The sequence below is a fragment of the Mesoflavibacter zeaxanthinifaciens subsp. sabulilitoris genome, assembly GCF_014191595.1.
Lineage (GTDB): Bacteria > Bacteroidota > Bacteroidia > Flavobacteriales > Flavobacteriaceae > Mesoflavibacter > Mesoflavibacter zeaxanthinifaciens.
Genome location: NZ_JACHWV010000002.1, coordinates 356,518 through 373,540 on the forward strand (window position 1 = coordinate 356,518; position 17,023 = coordinate 373,540).

Consider the following 17,023-nt stretch of genomic DNA (forward strand, 5'->3'; position numbering starts at 1 on the left):
CGCCATTAAAACTAGGGAAAACGTCTTATATTTTATGTGTGGCATAATAATTAGCTATTAATCTAAAAGTTTGAATGAATTTTTTAATGCAACATCAGAGTTTGTTCCGATAGCAACTTGGAATTCACCAGGTTCTGCAACAAAATCTAAATTAGAGTTGTAGAATTTTAAGTCTTCAACCGAAATTTTAAAAGTAACTGTTACAGTTTCGCCCTTTTTTATGAATACTTTTTGGAAGCCTTTAAGCTCTTTTACAGGTCTTGTTACACTACCAACTAAGTCTCTTATGTATAACTGTGCTACTTCTTTTCCGTCGTAGTCACCAGTATTTGTAATATCTACCGAAACATTAATTGTATCGTTTTGAGACATCGATGTTTTATCTAGTTTAAGCTCACCATACTCAAAAGTAGTGTAGCTTAATCCGTAACCAAATGGATATAAAGGTTCGTTACGAACATCTAAATAATTGGTTTTGAATTTTTCAAAATGACCTTCGTCGTTTCCTAATGGACGACCTGTATTTTTGTGATTATAGAATAACGGAACTTGACCAACATTTCTTGGGAATGTTGCCGTTAATTTTCCTGAAGGGTTAACATCACCAAACAACACATCTGAAATGGATAAACCAGCTTCGCTACCAGGAAACCAAACATTAAGGATTGCCGGAACGGTTTCACTCTCTTCAACTAACGTTAAAGGTCTACCTGTAAACAGTACTAAAACAACAGGTTTTCCTGTTTTTAATAAGGCTTGTAATAAATCTTTTTGTACTTGTGGAATGCCTAAATCTGTACGACTACTACTTTCGCCACTAAACTCAGCAGACTCACCAATAGTAGCTACAATAACATCAGATTTTTTAGCGATTGCTAAAGCCTCATTAAGCATTTGCTGATCAGTTCTTCCATCTCTTGGGATATCTTTACCAAACATTGTAGCGCGCTTTTCTAAGTCTAAATCGTAATCTACGTTACTTCCTTTGGCATATAACAAATTAACATCGTTACCAACGGTTTGTTGTAAACCGTCCCAAACCGAAATGGAACTTTGATGATCTGTAGATACAGACCAAGTACCAGCCATATTACTATTAGCTTTTGCTAACGGACCAATAACAGCAATAGTACCAGACTTTTTTAATGGTAAAAGCTGATTGTCGTTTTTTAATAATACTGAAGATTCTGCACCAACAAGACGTGCGTAATCTCTATTTTTTTGTGTGTAGGTTTCGTTTTTAGCACGTTCTTCACTGCAATATTTGTAAGGATCGTCAAATAAACCTAATTGGTATTTTGCGGTTAACACACGTGCAACAGCAGTATCAATATCTTCCATAGAAATTCTACCTTGGTCTAACGCACCTTTTAAAGCATGCGTAAAAGAGGCTTTAATATTTGGCGAATCACCAGCCATATCCATATCTAATCCAGCTTTTAATGCTAGCGAGGTTACATCGTATTCGTCACCCATTCCGTGTGCACGCATTTCGTAAATACCAGTATAATCAGACACTACAAAACCATCAAATCCCCAATCATCACGAAGTAAATCTGTTAATAACCATTTGTTTCCTGTTGCAGGAACACCATCAATCTCGTTAAACGATGCCATTACAGAGCCAACACCTTCGTCTACAGCAGCTTTGTAAGGCGCTAAATATTCATTATACATTCGAATACGACTCATATCTACTGTATTGTAATCTCTACCTGCTTCTGGCGCACCATATAATGCAAAGTGTTTTACACAAGACATTAAGGTATTATTTGCAGCCATATCATCTTGCTGATAACCACGAACCATAGCGCGAGCAATAGCGCTACCTAAAAACGGATCTTCACCATTTCCTTCGGAAACGCGTCCCCAACGTGGATCGCGAGAAATGTCTACCATTGGCGAAAAGGTCCAGTTAATACCGTTTGCACTAGCTTCATTTGCTGCAATTTGTGCTGTTTTTTCAATCATGTCCATATCCCAAGAGGCAGATAAACCTAACGGAATTGGGAATGTGGTTTTAAAACCGTGAATTACATCCATTCCGAAAATAAGCGGAATACCAAGTCGGCTTTTTTCTACTGCAATTTTCTGAACGTCATAAATATTTTTTGGATCTTTAATATTGAAAAGACCACCAATTTTTCCGTCTTCAATCTTTTTTACAACATCAGTACTTTTTGAAGCACCTGTTGTAATTGGACCTGTAGCAGGAAGGTTTAATTGACCAATTTTTTCATCTAAAGTCATTAACCCAATGATAGAATCTACTTTAGTTTGATAAGGGTTATCGTTTTTTGTCGATGTTGTTTTTTTGCTATTGGTATTGCACGATATAGCAGTTAATAACCCAAAACCTATTGCTAAGGATTTTATGTTAGTAAGTTTAAGCGTTGTCATTATTTATTTTTTTGATTTAGAGAAAAGCCATGTTAATAATTCAGGTTCTGCAAAAGCAGGATCCCAACTGTTGTGATTTGCATCTGAGTATAAAGTGAAATTCGGTTTTCCGCCATTTTCTAGAATAGTATTAACCATTTTTATTGAACCTTTTGGGTCTACAACATCATCATTTGCACCATGAAACACCCATAAATCTACTTTTGTTGCGTAGTTTTTAGTTAGTTCGGCATTACCGTCACCGCAAATAGCGATAGCAGCAGCGAACATGTCTGGTTGTCTTGATAGAATTTCGAATGTTCCCATGCCTCCCATAGATAATCCGCCAACATAAACTTTGTCTGTATTTACATAGTCTTTGCTGGTAACTTCTTGCATTAAATCTATAACCAATTGCATTGGTTTTGTAGCTTCTTTATCTTTAGGAAACACTAATTTTATTGGAAAAGATGACCGATCTACATCTGCATTAGACCAGTAACTATCTTTTGGACATTGCGGAAAAATCACTATTGCAGGAAATGCACCACGATTGGTTTTGTCTGCAAATAATTTACTTCCGTGTGCTAACTGTCTTTGGTTATCATTTCCACGTTCGCCAGCACCATGAAGAAATAATACAACAGGATATTGCTTGTCTTCTGAAAAATTTTCAGGGTACATAATGCGGTACTTAAGCGTGTCTTCGCCTTTAATATGAACCTTTTCCTTATAAAGATCTTTTTGTGCAAATGCTAGTGATGTAATTAGTAGCAGACAAAAAGTAATTTGTGTTTTAATGTGTTTCATTCTTAGTGAGTTTAATAGGTGAATCCTAGTGTGTCTAATCCGTTTTGTACGTCTTCGTTTTGCATAAATAAATTCCATAGTAAACCTGTACGGTAATTTTCTATCATGATGATTTGCGGACCTTGGTCTATTGCCAAGTAGCGCTCTGTTACCCAATTATATTGCGGGCTAAATGCATCATAAAAACCAGCTGGTCCCATTAATTCATTTTCATAGAAATAATGCATTGCTGCTAAGGATTTTTCTGGTGTATATGGAATAGAGCTTATTGCTGCAGTTGGCGAAATTGTACCGTTATCATTTTCTGGTTCGTGAGCAGAATACCCTACAGAACCATCAGAATTACGTGTATAACTTGCTGTTAATCCCCAACAATCTGGACCATAGTCTGCAAAATTATTTGGATTACTAACACAATGCTGATAATTAATATTGGTGTGATTAACATTTAAATCCCAATAATTAGCATATTGATCGTTTAAGCCAGTTGGATTAAGTCCTAAATACGAATAATGTGCCCAAAATAAAGGACCAGTACCAGTGCCAGCATGATCTAAAATTAATGGAATACTATATTGACTTGATGATGATACTATATTACCATTACTTGCCCAACCTTGATGGTACACATCTGCTGAAATTGGATAATCAGGCGATGCTGCACCAAGGATAAATGCTATTAATGTTTCGTTATAGCCTTTTAATTCTAAGTTTATGGCGAACTCATCTGATGGACTCCAATGCCATAATAATTTGTTTTGGTTGTTGGTGTACCAATCCCACTCGACACCTTTCCAAAGTGTATCAGCTTGACTGGCTAAAGCTTGTTCTTCGGTAGTTCCGTTTTTAAAATATTCTTTCACACAAATTAAGCCTTGTACAAAAAATGCTGTTTCAACAATATCTCCTCCATTATCCTGTGTGCTAAATGGTATTGTAGCGCCAGAAGCATCATCTATCCAATGTGACCAAGCTCCGTGAAAACGATCTGCATTTTCGAAGAAGTTTAGTATTTGTGTTAAGCGCTGTACGCCTTCAGTTTGAGAAATATAACCACGTTCTATGCCAACTAAAATAACCATAAGACCAAAACCGCTTCCTCCAGTTGTAATTACATTTTGACTGTCTGACGGATTGTTAGGATGGTAACGCTCTTTTGCTGCTCCAGAATTTGAGCCTGCAAAATCCCAAAAATACTTGAAGGTTTCTTGCTGGGTTAAATCCAGAATTTCTTCATCAGTTAAGGGATCTATTACCACAGGATCGTCGTCATTTGGGTTGTAGGGTTCTTGATAGCCAGGACCATCATCGTTACCACAACTTAGAAAAAACATAATTAAAACTAGTAAACTAAAATTTTTCATCTAATTCTTGTTTTCGTGTTTAAAACCTAATTTTTTTAATCCTGTTTGTACATCGTTATTTTTCATAAATAATTTCCAGAATAAACCTGTTCTGTGATTTTCTATCATTACCGGAATTGGACCTTGATCGATTGCTAAATATCTTGGTAAATACCATTTATGCTCAAAACTAAAAGCATCATAAGGACCATATTTTCCAATCAAACTATCGTGGTTTTTATAAAGGTTTTTTAGCATTTGCATGCTCTCTTTTGGTGTGTAAGGAAAAGAGGACAACGCAGCTGTTGGTGATACAACACCAAGATCGTCTCCTGGTCTGTGACCAGCGTAACCTTTTACTGAATAGCTTGAGGTAAATCCCCAAATATCTTTACCGTAACCTTTATAGTTTTTTGGATTATCTATAGCGTATTTATAATGAATTTTTGCGTGATTTTGGGTTAATTTCCAATAATCACCAAATTGATCTGTTAAGCCTTTAGGGTTTAAGCCTAAGTAAGAGTAATGTGCCCAAAATAGCGGACCTATTGGTGCGTCGCTATGTTCAAAATAGTCTAAAACTAATTCTTCATCGTAATATGAATCTTTAGAAACGATAGCACCGTTTCTTGCCCAACCTTTTTCGTAAACTTCTTTTGATATTGGATGTGTTGGTGAGGCAGCAGCAAGTACATACATAATTAAGCATTCGTTATAACCACCGACAGGAAAATTCATATCCCAACCGTATTCTGGTGACCAATGCCAATACAATACGTCTTCGCCTCCTTTGGTGTACCAACTCCACTCAACATCTTTCCAAAGTTTATCTATTTTGGCTACTAATTCTTGCTCTTGTTTGTTTCCGTCTTTAAAATACTCTGAAACTGTAAGTAACCCTTGAATTAGAAAAGCTGTTTCTACCAAATCGCCACCATTGTCTTTTTTTCCAAATGGGTAAACTTTACCAGTTTCACCATCTATCCAATGAGACCATGCACCATGAAAACGGTCTGCGTTTTCAAGAAAGTTAACGATTTTAGTATATCTTTTAAAAGCTTGTTCTCTTGTAATCCAACCGCGTTCTACACCAACTAAAATAGCCATAAGACCAAAGCCAGTTCCTCCTGTTGTTACTGTGTTTTTAGGTGAGCTTGAGTAATTTTCATCTAAATGAATACGCTCTCTAGCCATCCCAGAATTAGGTTCGGCACCATCCCAAAAGTAATTGAATGTTTGATATTGAATAGTGTCTAATAGTTGATTTTCGGTTAATTCAACTTTAGTATTATTAGCTAAAGCTAACTCAGAGTTTTCTTTGTTTTTGGTATTGTTTTTACAGCTAAAAATTGATAATAGTATAGCTGTCAAAACAAGGATATTATTTTGAAGGTTTAATCTCATTATAAAAAATTAAGATAAACTTTAGCTGCATTTACGCGATTATAAATACAGCTAAAGAGTGAAAAAATAGACTAATCTAAAATGTTAATGTTTGCTATTAATTAATCTACGGTTACAACATGGCTTGTATTTCAGCCTGAGTAAGTGCTACGTTGTATAAGCGTAATTCATCCATTGGGCTAGAATCAGACAAGTGATTCCAATAGCTAAATGTTGGGCCACCTGCACCAATAGTTAAATAATCACAGTTAGTCCAGTCAATTGTGCTAGAAAGTGTATTTGTATTAACTAATACACCATTAAAGTACATTTTACATTCTGATTCTGAAACAGTAACGGCAACATGTACCCATTCTCCTGTAGCTACATTTATAACACCACCATCGTTCCAACTATCCCCAGTGCCAACACCAATATTTGCTTTAATGCGTTGTTCTGTGGCATTTCCTTCTCTGAATATTCTAAAACCTTGATTTCGGTCTGTAGCGTCATCACCAACAACAAGTATCCCAGAACGTGTTGGTTCTCCAGATACTTTGTACCAAAATGTCGTACTAAATTGATTAGTAAAACCATTATCGTCTTCAAATAGGCCTTGTGTTGGGAATGTTAAGTAAGCATCTGTGGTTCCTTTGTAAGCTTGACCTGAGTAGCCTTCAGAAATAATTTCAGGACTACCTATTATAGTTGGATCGGTTTCACTTATTAGTTCTGTGTATAGACCTTCAAAAAAAGGCATATAAAATGTTTCGCTATTTAGAATAGGAGTATACGTGTTGTCTAAAATAAAAGTAATACTATCTGTAGCACTGTTACCTACAGTATCTGTAACGATTAGCTCTATGGTGTGAGATCCTAATTGCATATTTTCAAACAAAAATATTTCGTTAAATATTCTGTAATCTAAAAAGCTACTTATTGATTTAAACATGCTACCATCTATCATAATTGTAACATTACTAATTTCAATATCATCTTGAGCAGTAATCTCTATACTTAGGTTTGCTTCATTATCTGTAAAAGGGATAATTACATTTCCGTTAGGAGATATAATTTCTGCTGTTGGTATTTCTGTATCAGGACCTGGATCTACTTCTGTTATTGGATCTATACCTTCATAACATGACGCAGTAAGCGCTAAGGTTAAAAAGGCTAAAATATATGTGCTTAGTTTTTTCATAATTTAGTGTTTTATTCAAGAGGTAATAAGTCTACTTGTGCTTGTGGATATGGTAAATACTCGTCGTCAGCAGTAAAAGTTCTTCCTTCGTAGCTTAATTCGTCATATCTATTTAATCTTATCATATCAAAGTATCTGATTCCCCATTCCATTGCTAATTCTGCAAATTTTTCGTCAATGACATCGTCTGTAGTTACTCCAGATAGAGCAGGCATATTTACTCTTGCTCTAACGCTATTTACAGCTTCGTCTGCCGTCATTACTGTTCCTGTAGCACCTTGGGTTAATGCTTCTGCATACATTAATAAGATTTCTGCATATCTAATAGCAATTAGGTTTTTACTAGAACCGTAGCTGTTTCTTCCAGGTGTTAATTGAGTAGAAGGAAGGTAATGTTTACCACTAGCAAACATTGCTCTTGGGTAGTCGTTAAAAATGTCTCCAGAAGGAGTTGTGTTAGATACATAGTTTGGAAGCGTTGCGTATGCTGGGTCTTCCATGATTTCGTCAATACCTCTTGGTGTGAAGCATACACTAGTTACTAATCTAGTTTGATCACCTCTATCAAGCATAAATTTGATAAATTTTAAACTTGGCTCATAAAATCCCCAACCTCCAGATGCAGTTTCTACAACTGGTGTCCAGCTAGAAGGACCAAAAGGCGCAAAAAGATGATTGTTAACATCTCCAGAATCGGTATTGTAATCTGAGAATTGTAATTCGAATAAGTTTTCGTTGCAAAGTTTTCCTGGTTTTTTAAATAATTCGTAATAATCTGGGAATAAAGAGAATTTGTTTGAGCTAATAATTTCTTCTGTAGCTTCTGCAACTCCTTGGTAATCTTCCATTTCTAGATTAGCTAAAGCTTTTACTGCTAATGCAGTATACTTTGTTACACCACCAGGAACATCTTCACGTTCGTTAGGTCTTGCATCTGGTAGATAAGGAATAGCTTCATCCATTAAATCTGATACGTACTGCATAACTTCCATTTTAGAATCAATTCCGTTATCAATATCTATTTGAGGATCTGCAGGGTTTTGGATAATATAAATATTACCCCAAAGACGCGACATTTGTAAGTGTTGGAAACCACTAAGTACTTTAGTTTCTGCAACATATTGGTTTGCTAGGTCTACATATGAGCCTGTAGCTAAATCACCGTATCTTTGTATTATTTCGCCAGCATTAAGTACGTCTACAATATCTCCGTAGAAGTTTTTCCAAACTTGGTTATACATCCAGAATCCATTATCATAATTGTATAAATCTGTTTCTGCAAATAAAGGTTGATCACCAAGTCCGCCAGCATTAACATCATCACCTCTAACACCAACTAATAATGGGTCTTCCCAACCTCTTGTGTAAGTTGTAGAGTATGCACCAATTAATGGTAAAATCATATCACTAGATATAGTATAATCTAAATCGTCTGTGGCTACTTGACCTTCAATTTCTTCTAATTTGTCATTACAATTGAAGAAAGTAAACCCAACTGCTAACAATAAAGTTAGTTGTTTAAAGTTTTGTTTTAAATTTTTCATAAAGCTTTTCTTTTTTAAATTTTTACGTTAACTCCAACGGTGTACACTGCAGGTACAGGATATGTTTGTCTATCTACACCATTTGCTACTTCAGGATTAAACCCATTGTAATTAAAGAAAGTAAATGGTCTGTCTGCAGTAAAGTAAACTCTTGTTTCTGGCATATTATCGCCTAGTAATGTTCCTGATTTTATAGTATAAGCTAATTGAATGTTTTGGATACGGAAGTAAGCACCATCTTCTATGAAAAATGAACTTAATTTTTGGTTCCAAGCTCTTCTTCTTCCTGCTGCAGAAGGGTATGAGTTTGTTGTACCTTCTCCGTGCCATCTATTGATAGCAAAATCTGCATCCATATTAGTATCGTTTGTAAAAATTACTTCACCTCTTTTTCTGTTTAGTATTTGGTTACCAGATTGACCTTGCATGTCTATTGATAAATCAAAGTTTTTGTAAGATACTTTTAGATTTGCCCCATAATTGAATGTAGGTAGATAAGAGCCTATGTTTACTCTATCATTATCGTCTATAACACCATCGTTATTTTGGTCTACATATTTAAAGTCTCCTGGTACTAATCCATTATCTACAGCAACAGGATCATTAGCAACTTCTGTGTCGTTTTGGTATACTCCAGCAACTTCTAATCCGAAGAAGTAGTTTACAGGTTCTCCTACCTCAATTCTTTGTCTAAATTCTGCACTACCAGTATCTATATAACCACGACCGTTATCTAGTTTAGTTACTTCGTTATCTAAAGTTGCGATGTTACCACCGATTGAGAATTTCCAGTTATCATTGATAGTTTGATTCCAATTAGCAGCAAATTCAAAACCTTTGTTTCTCATTTCTCCAATATTATCTCTTACAAAGTTACCAGTAATCGGTACTTCTCTTGATGCTACTAAATCTTTAATGTCTCTTATGTAATAATCAGCTTCAAGACTTAATCTACTATTAAATAATCTAGCACTAATACCTATATTGGTTTCTTCCATAATCTCTCTTTTAAGATTTTGAAAAGTTGTACTACCAATTATACCATTAGTTTGTGTATCGTCTATTGCTGTAACGATTGTGTTTATTGTGTTTGTTCCTGAGCTTCCTGATAAAGAACCGTTAGATAATTGTCCCCATGTAGCTCTTAATTTTAAGAAGTTTATAAAATTACTATCGTTTAAGAATTTTTCTTTTGAAACTACCCAGCCTAAACCAAATTGAGGAGTTGTTTTCCAAATTTCTCTTGGAAATCTTGAGTCTCCTTCACGTCTTACGGTTGCGTTAAATAAATATTTATCATCAAAACCGTATTCTAGTCTACCTAAATAAGACATGTAATAAAATCTGCTAGCACTTTCAAAAACTCTACCGTTAAAAGAATCTGGGTCTGCAAAGTTTAAATACCAAGAACTTTCAAAATCTACAGCGCTAATATCTTCTCCAGTTGCAGAGAAACTGTTAGAATGTAAATCTCTATATGATGTACCAGCTATTGCTTTTACAGAATGCTTTCCAAATGTGTCTGAGTAAGTTAAAAGATTGTCCCACATTTGGTTAGATGTTGTTAAATTAGCTCTTCTAATACTTGAAACTTGTCTTTGAGATTGACCAGATATGAAGTAAGGTAATCTTACATTTCTTTCTAATATTGTTGAATAATCATTGTAATAGGTTGTTTTAAACGATAATTTGTCAGGAATAAGGTAATACTCTGCATAGATGCTTGTAAGTAGTTTTCTTATTCTTAATTGATTATCATTAAACGTCATAGCCGGAAATGGGTTTTGTGATCCTCTATAACCAAGTAAAGTAGCGTCTGAAAAAGGTATTGGGTCTGCAGCTGTGTTTGCATAATCATATTTTGGTAAAATAGGTACTGCAAAATAAGCTTGAAACCATGCTCCGTTTTCTGGATTATATTTAGTAGCATTACTAAACGCACTATTTACTCCTACTTTAAAACGATCTGATACGTCTATGTCTATATTACCTTGAATATTAAAACGTTCGTATTCGTTTTTCATGTCTAAAATACCTTCTTGGGCAAAATAACTTGTGTTTATACCGTAGTTAGAGTTCTCTCCACCACCTGTAATACCTAAACTATGGTTTGTAATTGGTGCATCTCTTAAAACTTCTCTGTACCAATCTGTGTTTATGTTAGGGATGTTAGGATTAACACGACTTCTACCAAAACGTTGTATAGCATTTTCTACATATTGTATATCTGCAGCAGATCCAGACTCATAAACCATAGTTACAAACTGTTCTGCGTTAGCCATTTTTAATACGTTTTGTGCATGTTGAATACCTGTATATCCATTATAAGTAATAACAGGTTTGCTACCTTTTTTACCGCCTTTAGTTTTAATAATTATAACACCATTACTACCTCTTTGACCAAAGATTGCTGTAGAAGACACGTCTTTTAAAACAGAAACAGATTCTATTTGGCTATTATCTAAAAAGTCAATGTTATCATACCAGTTTCCATCAACTACGTAAAGCGGATTTTGGCTACCGTTTAAAGTGTTAATACCACGAATTCTTACATTAGGAGAATCTCCTGGTGATCCTGCACTTGTAATTTGCACACCAGGTACTTTACCTTGTAAAGATTGCATTACGTTACTGTTAGGTGTTTTTTCAATAACCTCTGAGTCTACAGTTGTTATTGCTCCGGTTAAATCTGATTTTTTTTGTGAACCATATCCTATAATAACAACTTCTTCTAAGTCTGAAACTTGAGTTTCTAAAGCTATGTTTAAAGTGTTTTGGTTTGCAACAGTTATTTCTACTGTTTTAAAGCCTATGTAACTAAATTCTATTACATCACCTTGTTTGGCGCTAATTGTATAATTACCGTCAAAGTCTGTACTTGTTCCTGTACTAGTGCCTTTAATTAGGACATTAGCACTAGGTATAGGCAATCCGTCTTCCATACTGGTTACAGTACCTGTAATAGTTCTGTCTTGTGCATATAAAGTAATGCCAAGAAGGAAGAAGAATAAAACGCTAATCTTTGTTCTCATTTACTTTTAGTTTTTAAATGTTAGTGAAGTAAAATTAACAGCTATTTAACTAAATCTTTTATTTGGAAATACATTTTGATTACGTCATGATTGTAAAAATGTTAAAAACACAGGTATGACGTACTGTTAAACTATTAAAAAATTAGCAAATACGCAACTAAAACGTTATAGTGACGTAGTTTTGACGTATGTTAAAAATGACTTATTTTGTTAAAAAAAGTACTAATTAAAACTGTGTAAATATTCGGTAAGAGAGTCTTCTTTATCTAGTTTTAGTTTTCTTTTAAGACGATATCTATGCGTTTCTACACCTCGTGTAGATATGTTCATTAGAGGTGCAATTTCTTTTGTGGTTAGATTCATTTTGATGTACGCTGAAAGCTTTAAATCTTTAGGGGATAATTTTGGATGTTTTTCTTTTAACTGATTGAAAAACTTTTTGTGTACTTGGTTAAAATTATATTCAAATATTTCCCATTGATCTTTGTTGCCAATGGTTTGATCTATTTTTTTCTGGATTCTTCTGTTAATTAATTTATTGCTAAACTGCCCTTCGTTAATTTGAAGATCTTTTTTTATTTCTAGTAAAGCTTCGTTCTTTTTAACTAGTGCAATTGCGGTATTTGCTAGTTGTTTGCTCTTTAATTGAATTTCGCTTTCTAAAGCTTCATTTTTAATTTCTACTAATTTGCGTTCGTTTTCTATGTTTTTTTCTCTTAATAAGTGCTGTTGTTCTTTTTTTAATTCAATTTCAAGTCTTCTTTGTTCTTTATACATTTTACGCTTGTGTAAAAAATAAAAAATAGCCGTAAGGATTAATGCTGCAATAAAGTATAGTATAAATCCAAGACTAGATTTATACCAAGGAGGAAGTACGTGTAATTTTAATGATTTTACATCAGATGTTTGTCCAGATTTATTAGTGGTTCTAAAAAGCACTCCAAAATCACCATTTTTTAGATTAGATAGTACCAGGTTTTCATTATCTACTTTTTCCCATTTATTTGGATCTGTAGTAAGGCTATATTCAAAACTATGGCTAGTTGAACCAGGTGATGATATAGTAATATTGATATTACCATTGTTGGGTATGTCTATAACTTTATTATCTAAACTCACATAAGTATCATTAACTTTTATTTGCTCTATAGCTGGAGTTTTTGGTGATTGAGCAGAAAAGTTATGATTAGGATTAAACATTAAAAAACCATCGTTAAGATTTAATGTGTATGTTGAGTCGTTTAATTTTGATACGTTTTCATAACCTAAGATAATACGGTTGTCATAGTAGTTTCTTGTTAAAATTTCTTTTACAGAATTATCTTCATCTAGTTTAATAATTCCGTTATTGTTTTTAAAAAATATACTGTTTGTTGACGCTTCTGAAATTACATCTGAGTTTTTGCCTATCTTTTCATTTAAAAAAGGATATGGTACTATGCTATCTAATAAGGGCTCGTATTTTTTCCAACCATTATTTGTCTTGAAACAAATGGTGTTTTTAAGTTTATAAACTCTTACGTTATAATCTGTTTCTAAACCTTTATGATTATAGTCTACAACTTTTGTTATTGAATCATGATTAGTATTAAAAACAACTTTACTTAATCCTTTATAAGCATTTGCAGCCCATGCTTGTTGTTTGTTTTCGTATTCTAAAAACCGTATAGGATTAGTCGTTTTGCCTAAATGGTTAACTTGCCATTTATTATTCTCTTTTTTAAATTTAACTAAACCTCCATAGGTACCTTGGGTATATATGTCTGTATCTGGTATTTTTTTTAAAGTCCAACCACCAGTGAAGTTAGAGATGAGTTCAATTTTGTCTTTTGTAACTAAATATGTGCCGTTATTGTGACCACAAAATAGTTGACCATCAATTATTTTTAAATCCCAAACTTGTCCTTGTGTACCTTCAATAAATTTAAGATTATGGTCTTGGTCTAGATAATAAAGACCAGTATTACTTCCTATATAGATGGTGTTATTAAAATTTATAACATCATAAACAGCTCCTAATTTACCCGTTACATCATTGTAATAAGAGATATTGTTTTTTAAGTTAATTTTAGAAAGACCATTATCTAAACACAGCCAAATGTTTTCATTTTTTTCAATTAAAATGCTTAAAACAGTATTGTTAGCAAGTCCATTTTCTTTGTTTATATTATAAACAACTTCACCATTATGATTGGTTATATAAAGTCCATTTTTGATAGTTCCAAAAACTAAATATCCGTTATCAAGCTGTCCAAAACGATTAAGTTGATATTTTTTTAAAGTTTCGTTTATGGGTAAGTTTAATGGTTCTAACTTTTTATTTTTAATAATAAAACAACCTTTTAAATCTGTTGTAAGTAGTAATTGATTTTTATATTTAGAAATAGATATTATTCTATCTCCTGCTATAATATCACTTTGTATAAAAGGAGTTAGTTGTAACTGGTTATTAAGTATAAACACACCTTTGTTTAAAGTTGAAACATATAAAGTGTTATTAACTATACTGCAAGAAATAACTGTAGATGGTAAATTAATTTTGGTGATTTTATCATTTTCATAAACGTAAATATTTTGAAATGATCTAAAAACGATCTTATCGTTGTAATCTATTATCTGCCAAAACTCTTCACTTGTTGATTTAGTTTTATTTAGTAAATGTGATAATGAATGATAGATAATTTGACCTTTGTCATTGTAAGTCCAATATCCAAATTCTTCATAAGAACCAGTGTAAATCTTGTCTTTTACCGCTAAAACAGATCTTATAGTTGTTTTATTAGGTAACGATTTAATTTTCCAATTTAATCCATTATAAATTAAAAGTCCGTTGTTGTTAGCAACATAAATTTTACCGTCATCTCCTTTAGATATTCCCCAATTTTGGTTACTTGCATTATATTTTGAAAGTGAATAATTTTCAAAATATGGTGTAAATTGAGCGTTAGCAAAAGGACTTACCAGAATACAAATAAAGACTAAAAGTGTTTTTAATTTCATTTTAAAAACTTATTTTTTATTTAAGATCAGATATACAGGAAAATGGTCGCTGTAACCGCCTTTATAATTTTTACCAACATAAGTTCGATAAGGACTACCTTTATACTTACCGTCATATTGTTTTAAAAAATCTGCATCATAAATATCTGCTTTTACGTAGCGCAGTGTTTTGGGTTTTCTTTCAAAAAAATTGTGCGTAATTATAATCTGATCAAATAAATTCCACTCAAAATTATGACTTGTTGTACCTCTATCAATAGATAATAATGTATCCATCGGGTTAAATAAACCTATATTATCTACCAACTGTTTTACGCTATTACTAAAAGGATCATCATTAAAATCTCCCATTACTACAATTTTAGGATTGTCATAATCTTCTTGTAGTCTTAAAATAATAGCTTGTACTTGTTCTGATGCTTTAATACGTTTAAATTCTGTAGCAACATCACCAGTTCTTCTTGATGGCCAATGGTTGACTATAAAATGTATTTTTTCACCAAAAAACAAACCAGATACTAATAAGATATCTCTTGTGTAGTCGGGTAATCCATCTTCATCGGTTAAAGTAAAGGTGAAAATTTCAGAATGTAAAACCTCAAACTTTTTACTATCGTAAATAAATGCTACGTCTATACCACGCTCATCTTGACTATCATAATGTACAAATTGATAAGGATACTCTTTAAGATGTTTTGAAGCAATTAAATCCTTTAATACAGCATCATTTTCTACTTCTGCTAAACCAATAATTGCTGGATGACTGTTGGTTTCTTTTCTACCTATGTTAGAAATAGCATAACCAATTTTACGTAGCTTATTTTTATAACGTTTAACTGTCCAGCGCTTTTTAGAAGTAGGAATAAAATCATCATCACGAGTAAATTCATCATCATAAATATCAAAAAGATTTTCGATATTATAAAAAGCAACAGTTTGTTTATTAGTTTTAGATTTAAATATATTAAACTTCAAAAGGGTAGAATTTTAAAAGTCTAAAAATAGCAAATTTATTGTGGCTACAATTATGTAAATTTGCAATATAAATATTTATATGCTAGAGAAAAAAGACATAGAATTAGAAAGCGCCGTATTAATTGGTGTAGTAACAAGAGAACAAGACGAAGCACAATCTAAAGAATACTTAGATGAACTAGAGTTTTTAACCTATACAGCAGGCGGAGAAGTAAAAAAACGTTTTACCCAAAAAATGGAGATGCCTAATCCCAAAACATTTATTGGTACAGGTAAAATGGAAGAGGTAAAGCAGTTTATTGATGATAATGAAATTGGGACAGCCATTTTTGATGACGAGTTAAGCGCAGCACAAGAACGCAATATTAGTAAGATTTTAGGTGTTAAAGTATTAGACCGTACCAACTTAATCTTAGATATTTTTGCACAACGTGCTCAAACCAGTTATGCACGTACGCAGGTAGAATTAGCACAATGCGAATACTTGTTACCAAGACTTAAAGGAATGTGGACACACCTTGAGCGTCAAAAAGGAGGTATTGGTATGCGTGGACCAGGTGAAACCGAGATTGAAACCGATAGACGTATTGTACGTGATAAAATAGCATTGTTAAAGGCTAAAATAAAGACTATTGATAAGCAAATGGCTGTGCAACGTGGTAACCGTGGTAAAATGGTGCGTGTAGCTTTAGTTGGTTATACAAACGTAGGTAAATCTACTTTGATGAACACCATTAGTAAATCTGAAGTCTTTGCAGAAAACAAACTATTTGCAACTTTAGATACTACAGTTAGAAAAGTTGTAATTCAGAATTTACCATTTTTATTAACCGATACTGTAGGTTTTATACGTAAGCTGCCAACACAATTGGTAGAAAGTTTTAAAAGTACGTTAGATGAAGTGCGTGAAGCAGATTTATTGCTTCATGTTGTAGATATTTCGCATCCAAATTTTGAAGAGCATATTGCTTCTGTAAATAAAATTTTAGGTGAAATTGATAGCGCAGACAAACCTACAATTATGGTGTTTAATAAGATTGATGCTTATAAGGCAGAACCATTTGATGAAACCGATTTAACTGCTGAACGTACCACAGATCATTATAGTTTAGCTGAATGGAAAAGGACTTGGATGAATAGAGTAGGAGAAGACAATGCTTTATTTATCTCTGCGCTAAACAAGAAAAACTTAGAAGAATTTAAAAAGCGTGTATATAATGAAGTAAGAGAAATACACGTTACACGTTTTCCTTATAATCACTTCTTGTATCCGGATTACGATTATGAAAATTTAGGAGAAGAAGAGTAAAATAACTTGGGCGTTACTCACTTTTGTTTTTAATGACAAAAGTGCGT

Annotated in this window: 10 protein-coding genes; 1 reads left to right on the forward strand and 9 read right to left on the reverse strand. The window is 33.2% G+C overall.

Annotated features, from left to right (window positions below):
* Positions 1-57: 57 nt before the first annotated feature.
* The 9 genes from bglX to FHS04_RS04510 all read right to left on the reverse strand — a co-directional run bounded on the left by bglX (position 58) and on the right by FHS04_RS04510 (position 15,667).
* Entirely contained in the window at positions 58-2,400 is a 2,343-nt protein-coding gene (gene bglX / locus FHS04_RS04470; protein WP_106680313.1) for a beta-glucosidase BglX, read from the reverse strand.
* A gap of 3 nt (positions 2,401-2,403) precedes the next feature.
* Positions 2,404-3,189: a carboxylesterase family protein gene (locus FHS04_RS04475; protein WP_106680311.1), complete on the reverse strand. Its 786-nt coding sequence runs from the start codon at positions 3,187-3,189 to the stop codon at positions 2,404-2,406.
* Positions 3,190-3,200: 11 nt separating this feature from the next.
* On the reverse strand, positions 3,201-4,553 hold the full coding sequence (locus FHS04_RS04480) for a glucoamylase family protein (RefSeq protein WP_106680309.1): 1,353 nt from the start codon (positions 4,551-4,553) through the stop codon (positions 3,201-3,203).
* Entirely contained in the window at positions 4,554-5,936 is a 1,383-nt protein-coding gene (locus FHS04_RS04485; RefSeq protein ID WP_106680307.1) for a glucoamylase family protein, read from the reverse strand.
* A 112-nt stretch (positions 5,937-6,048) separates the two neighbouring features.
* Positions 6,049-7,116, reverse strand: coding sequence for a LamG domain-containing protein (locus tag FHS04_RS04490; protein ID WP_106680305.1), 1,068 nt, complete (start codon positions 7,114-7,116; stop codon positions 6,049-6,051).
* An 11-nt stretch (positions 7,117-7,127) separates the two neighbouring features.
* Positions 7,128-8,660 (reverse strand): RagB/SusD family nutrient uptake outer membrane protein, encoded by a 1,533-nt coding sequence (locus FHS04_RS04495; RefSeq protein ID WP_027879158.1) that lies wholly within the window; start codon positions 8,658-8,660, stop codon positions 7,128-7,130.
* A 14-nt stretch (positions 8,661-8,674) separates the two neighbouring features.
* A complete protein-coding gene (locus FHS04_RS04500; protein ID WP_106680303.1) occupies positions 8,675-11,692 on the reverse strand; it encodes a SusC/RagA family TonB-linked outer membrane protein in 3,018 nt (1,005 codons plus the stop codon).
* Between the two features lie 222 nt (positions 11,693-11,914).
* Positions 11,915-14,692: a helix-turn-helix and ligand-binding sensor domain-containing protein gene (locus FHS04_RS04505; protein ID WP_106680301.1), complete on the reverse strand. Its 2,778-nt coding sequence runs from the start codon at positions 14,690-14,692 to the stop codon at positions 11,915-11,917.
* Between the two features lie 9 nt (positions 14,693-14,701).
* On the reverse strand, positions 14,702-15,667 hold the full coding sequence (locus tag FHS04_RS04510) for an endonuclease/exonuclease/phosphatase family protein (RefSeq protein ID WP_106680299.1): 966 nt from the start codon (positions 15,665-15,667) through the stop codon (positions 14,702-14,704).
* 79 nt (positions 15,668-15,746) lie between these two features.
* Between FHS04_RS04510 and hflX the strand changes: the two genes are divergently transcribed.
* Positions 15,747-16,976, forward strand: a complete 1,230-nt coding sequence (gene hflX, locus FHS04_RS04515; RefSeq protein WP_106680297.1) for a GTPase HflX — start codon at positions 15,747-15,749, stop codon at positions 16,974-16,976.
* Positions 16,977-17,023 lie beyond the last annotated feature (47 nt).

What these genes read in the sequence shown, in the direction of transcription:
- FHS04_RS04505 (WP_106680301.1), bottom strand. Translation starts at nt 14,692, where the DNA reads ATGAAATTAAAAACACTTTTAGTCTTTATTTGTATTCTGGTAAGTCCT.
- FHS04_RS04485 (WP_106680307.1), bottom strand. Translation starts at nt 5,936, where the DNA reads ATGAGATTAAACCTTCAAAATAATATCCTTGTTTTGACAGCTATACTA.
- FHS04_RS04475 (WP_106680311.1), bottom strand. Translation starts at nt 3,189, where the DNA reads ATGAAACACATTAAAACACAAATTACTTTTTGTCTGCTACTAATTACA.
- FHS04_RS04495 (WP_027879158.1), bottom strand. Translation starts at nt 8,660, where the DNA reads ATGAAAAATTTAAAACAAAACTTTAAACAACTAACTTTATTGTTAGCA.
- bglX (WP_106680313.1), bottom strand. Translation starts at nt 2,400, where the DNA reads ATGACAACGCTTAAACTTACTAACATAAAATCCTTAGCAATAGGTTTT.
- FHS04_RS04500 (WP_106680303.1), bottom strand. Translation starts at nt 11,692, where the DNA reads ATGAGAACAAAGATTAGCGTTTTATTCTTCTTCCTTCTTGGCATTACT.
- FHS04_RS04490 (WP_106680305.1), bottom strand. Translation starts at nt 7,116, where the DNA reads ATGAAAAAACTAAGCACATATATTTTAGCCTTTTTAACCTTAGCGCTT.
- hflX (WP_106680297.1), top strand. Translation starts at nt 15,747, where the DNA reads ATGCTAGAGAAAAAAGACATAGAATTAGAAAGCGCCGTATTAATTGGT.
- FHS04_RS04480 (WP_106680309.1), bottom strand. Translation starts at nt 4,553, where the DNA reads ATGAAAAATTTTAGTTTACTAGTTTTAATTATGTTTTTTCTAAGTTGT.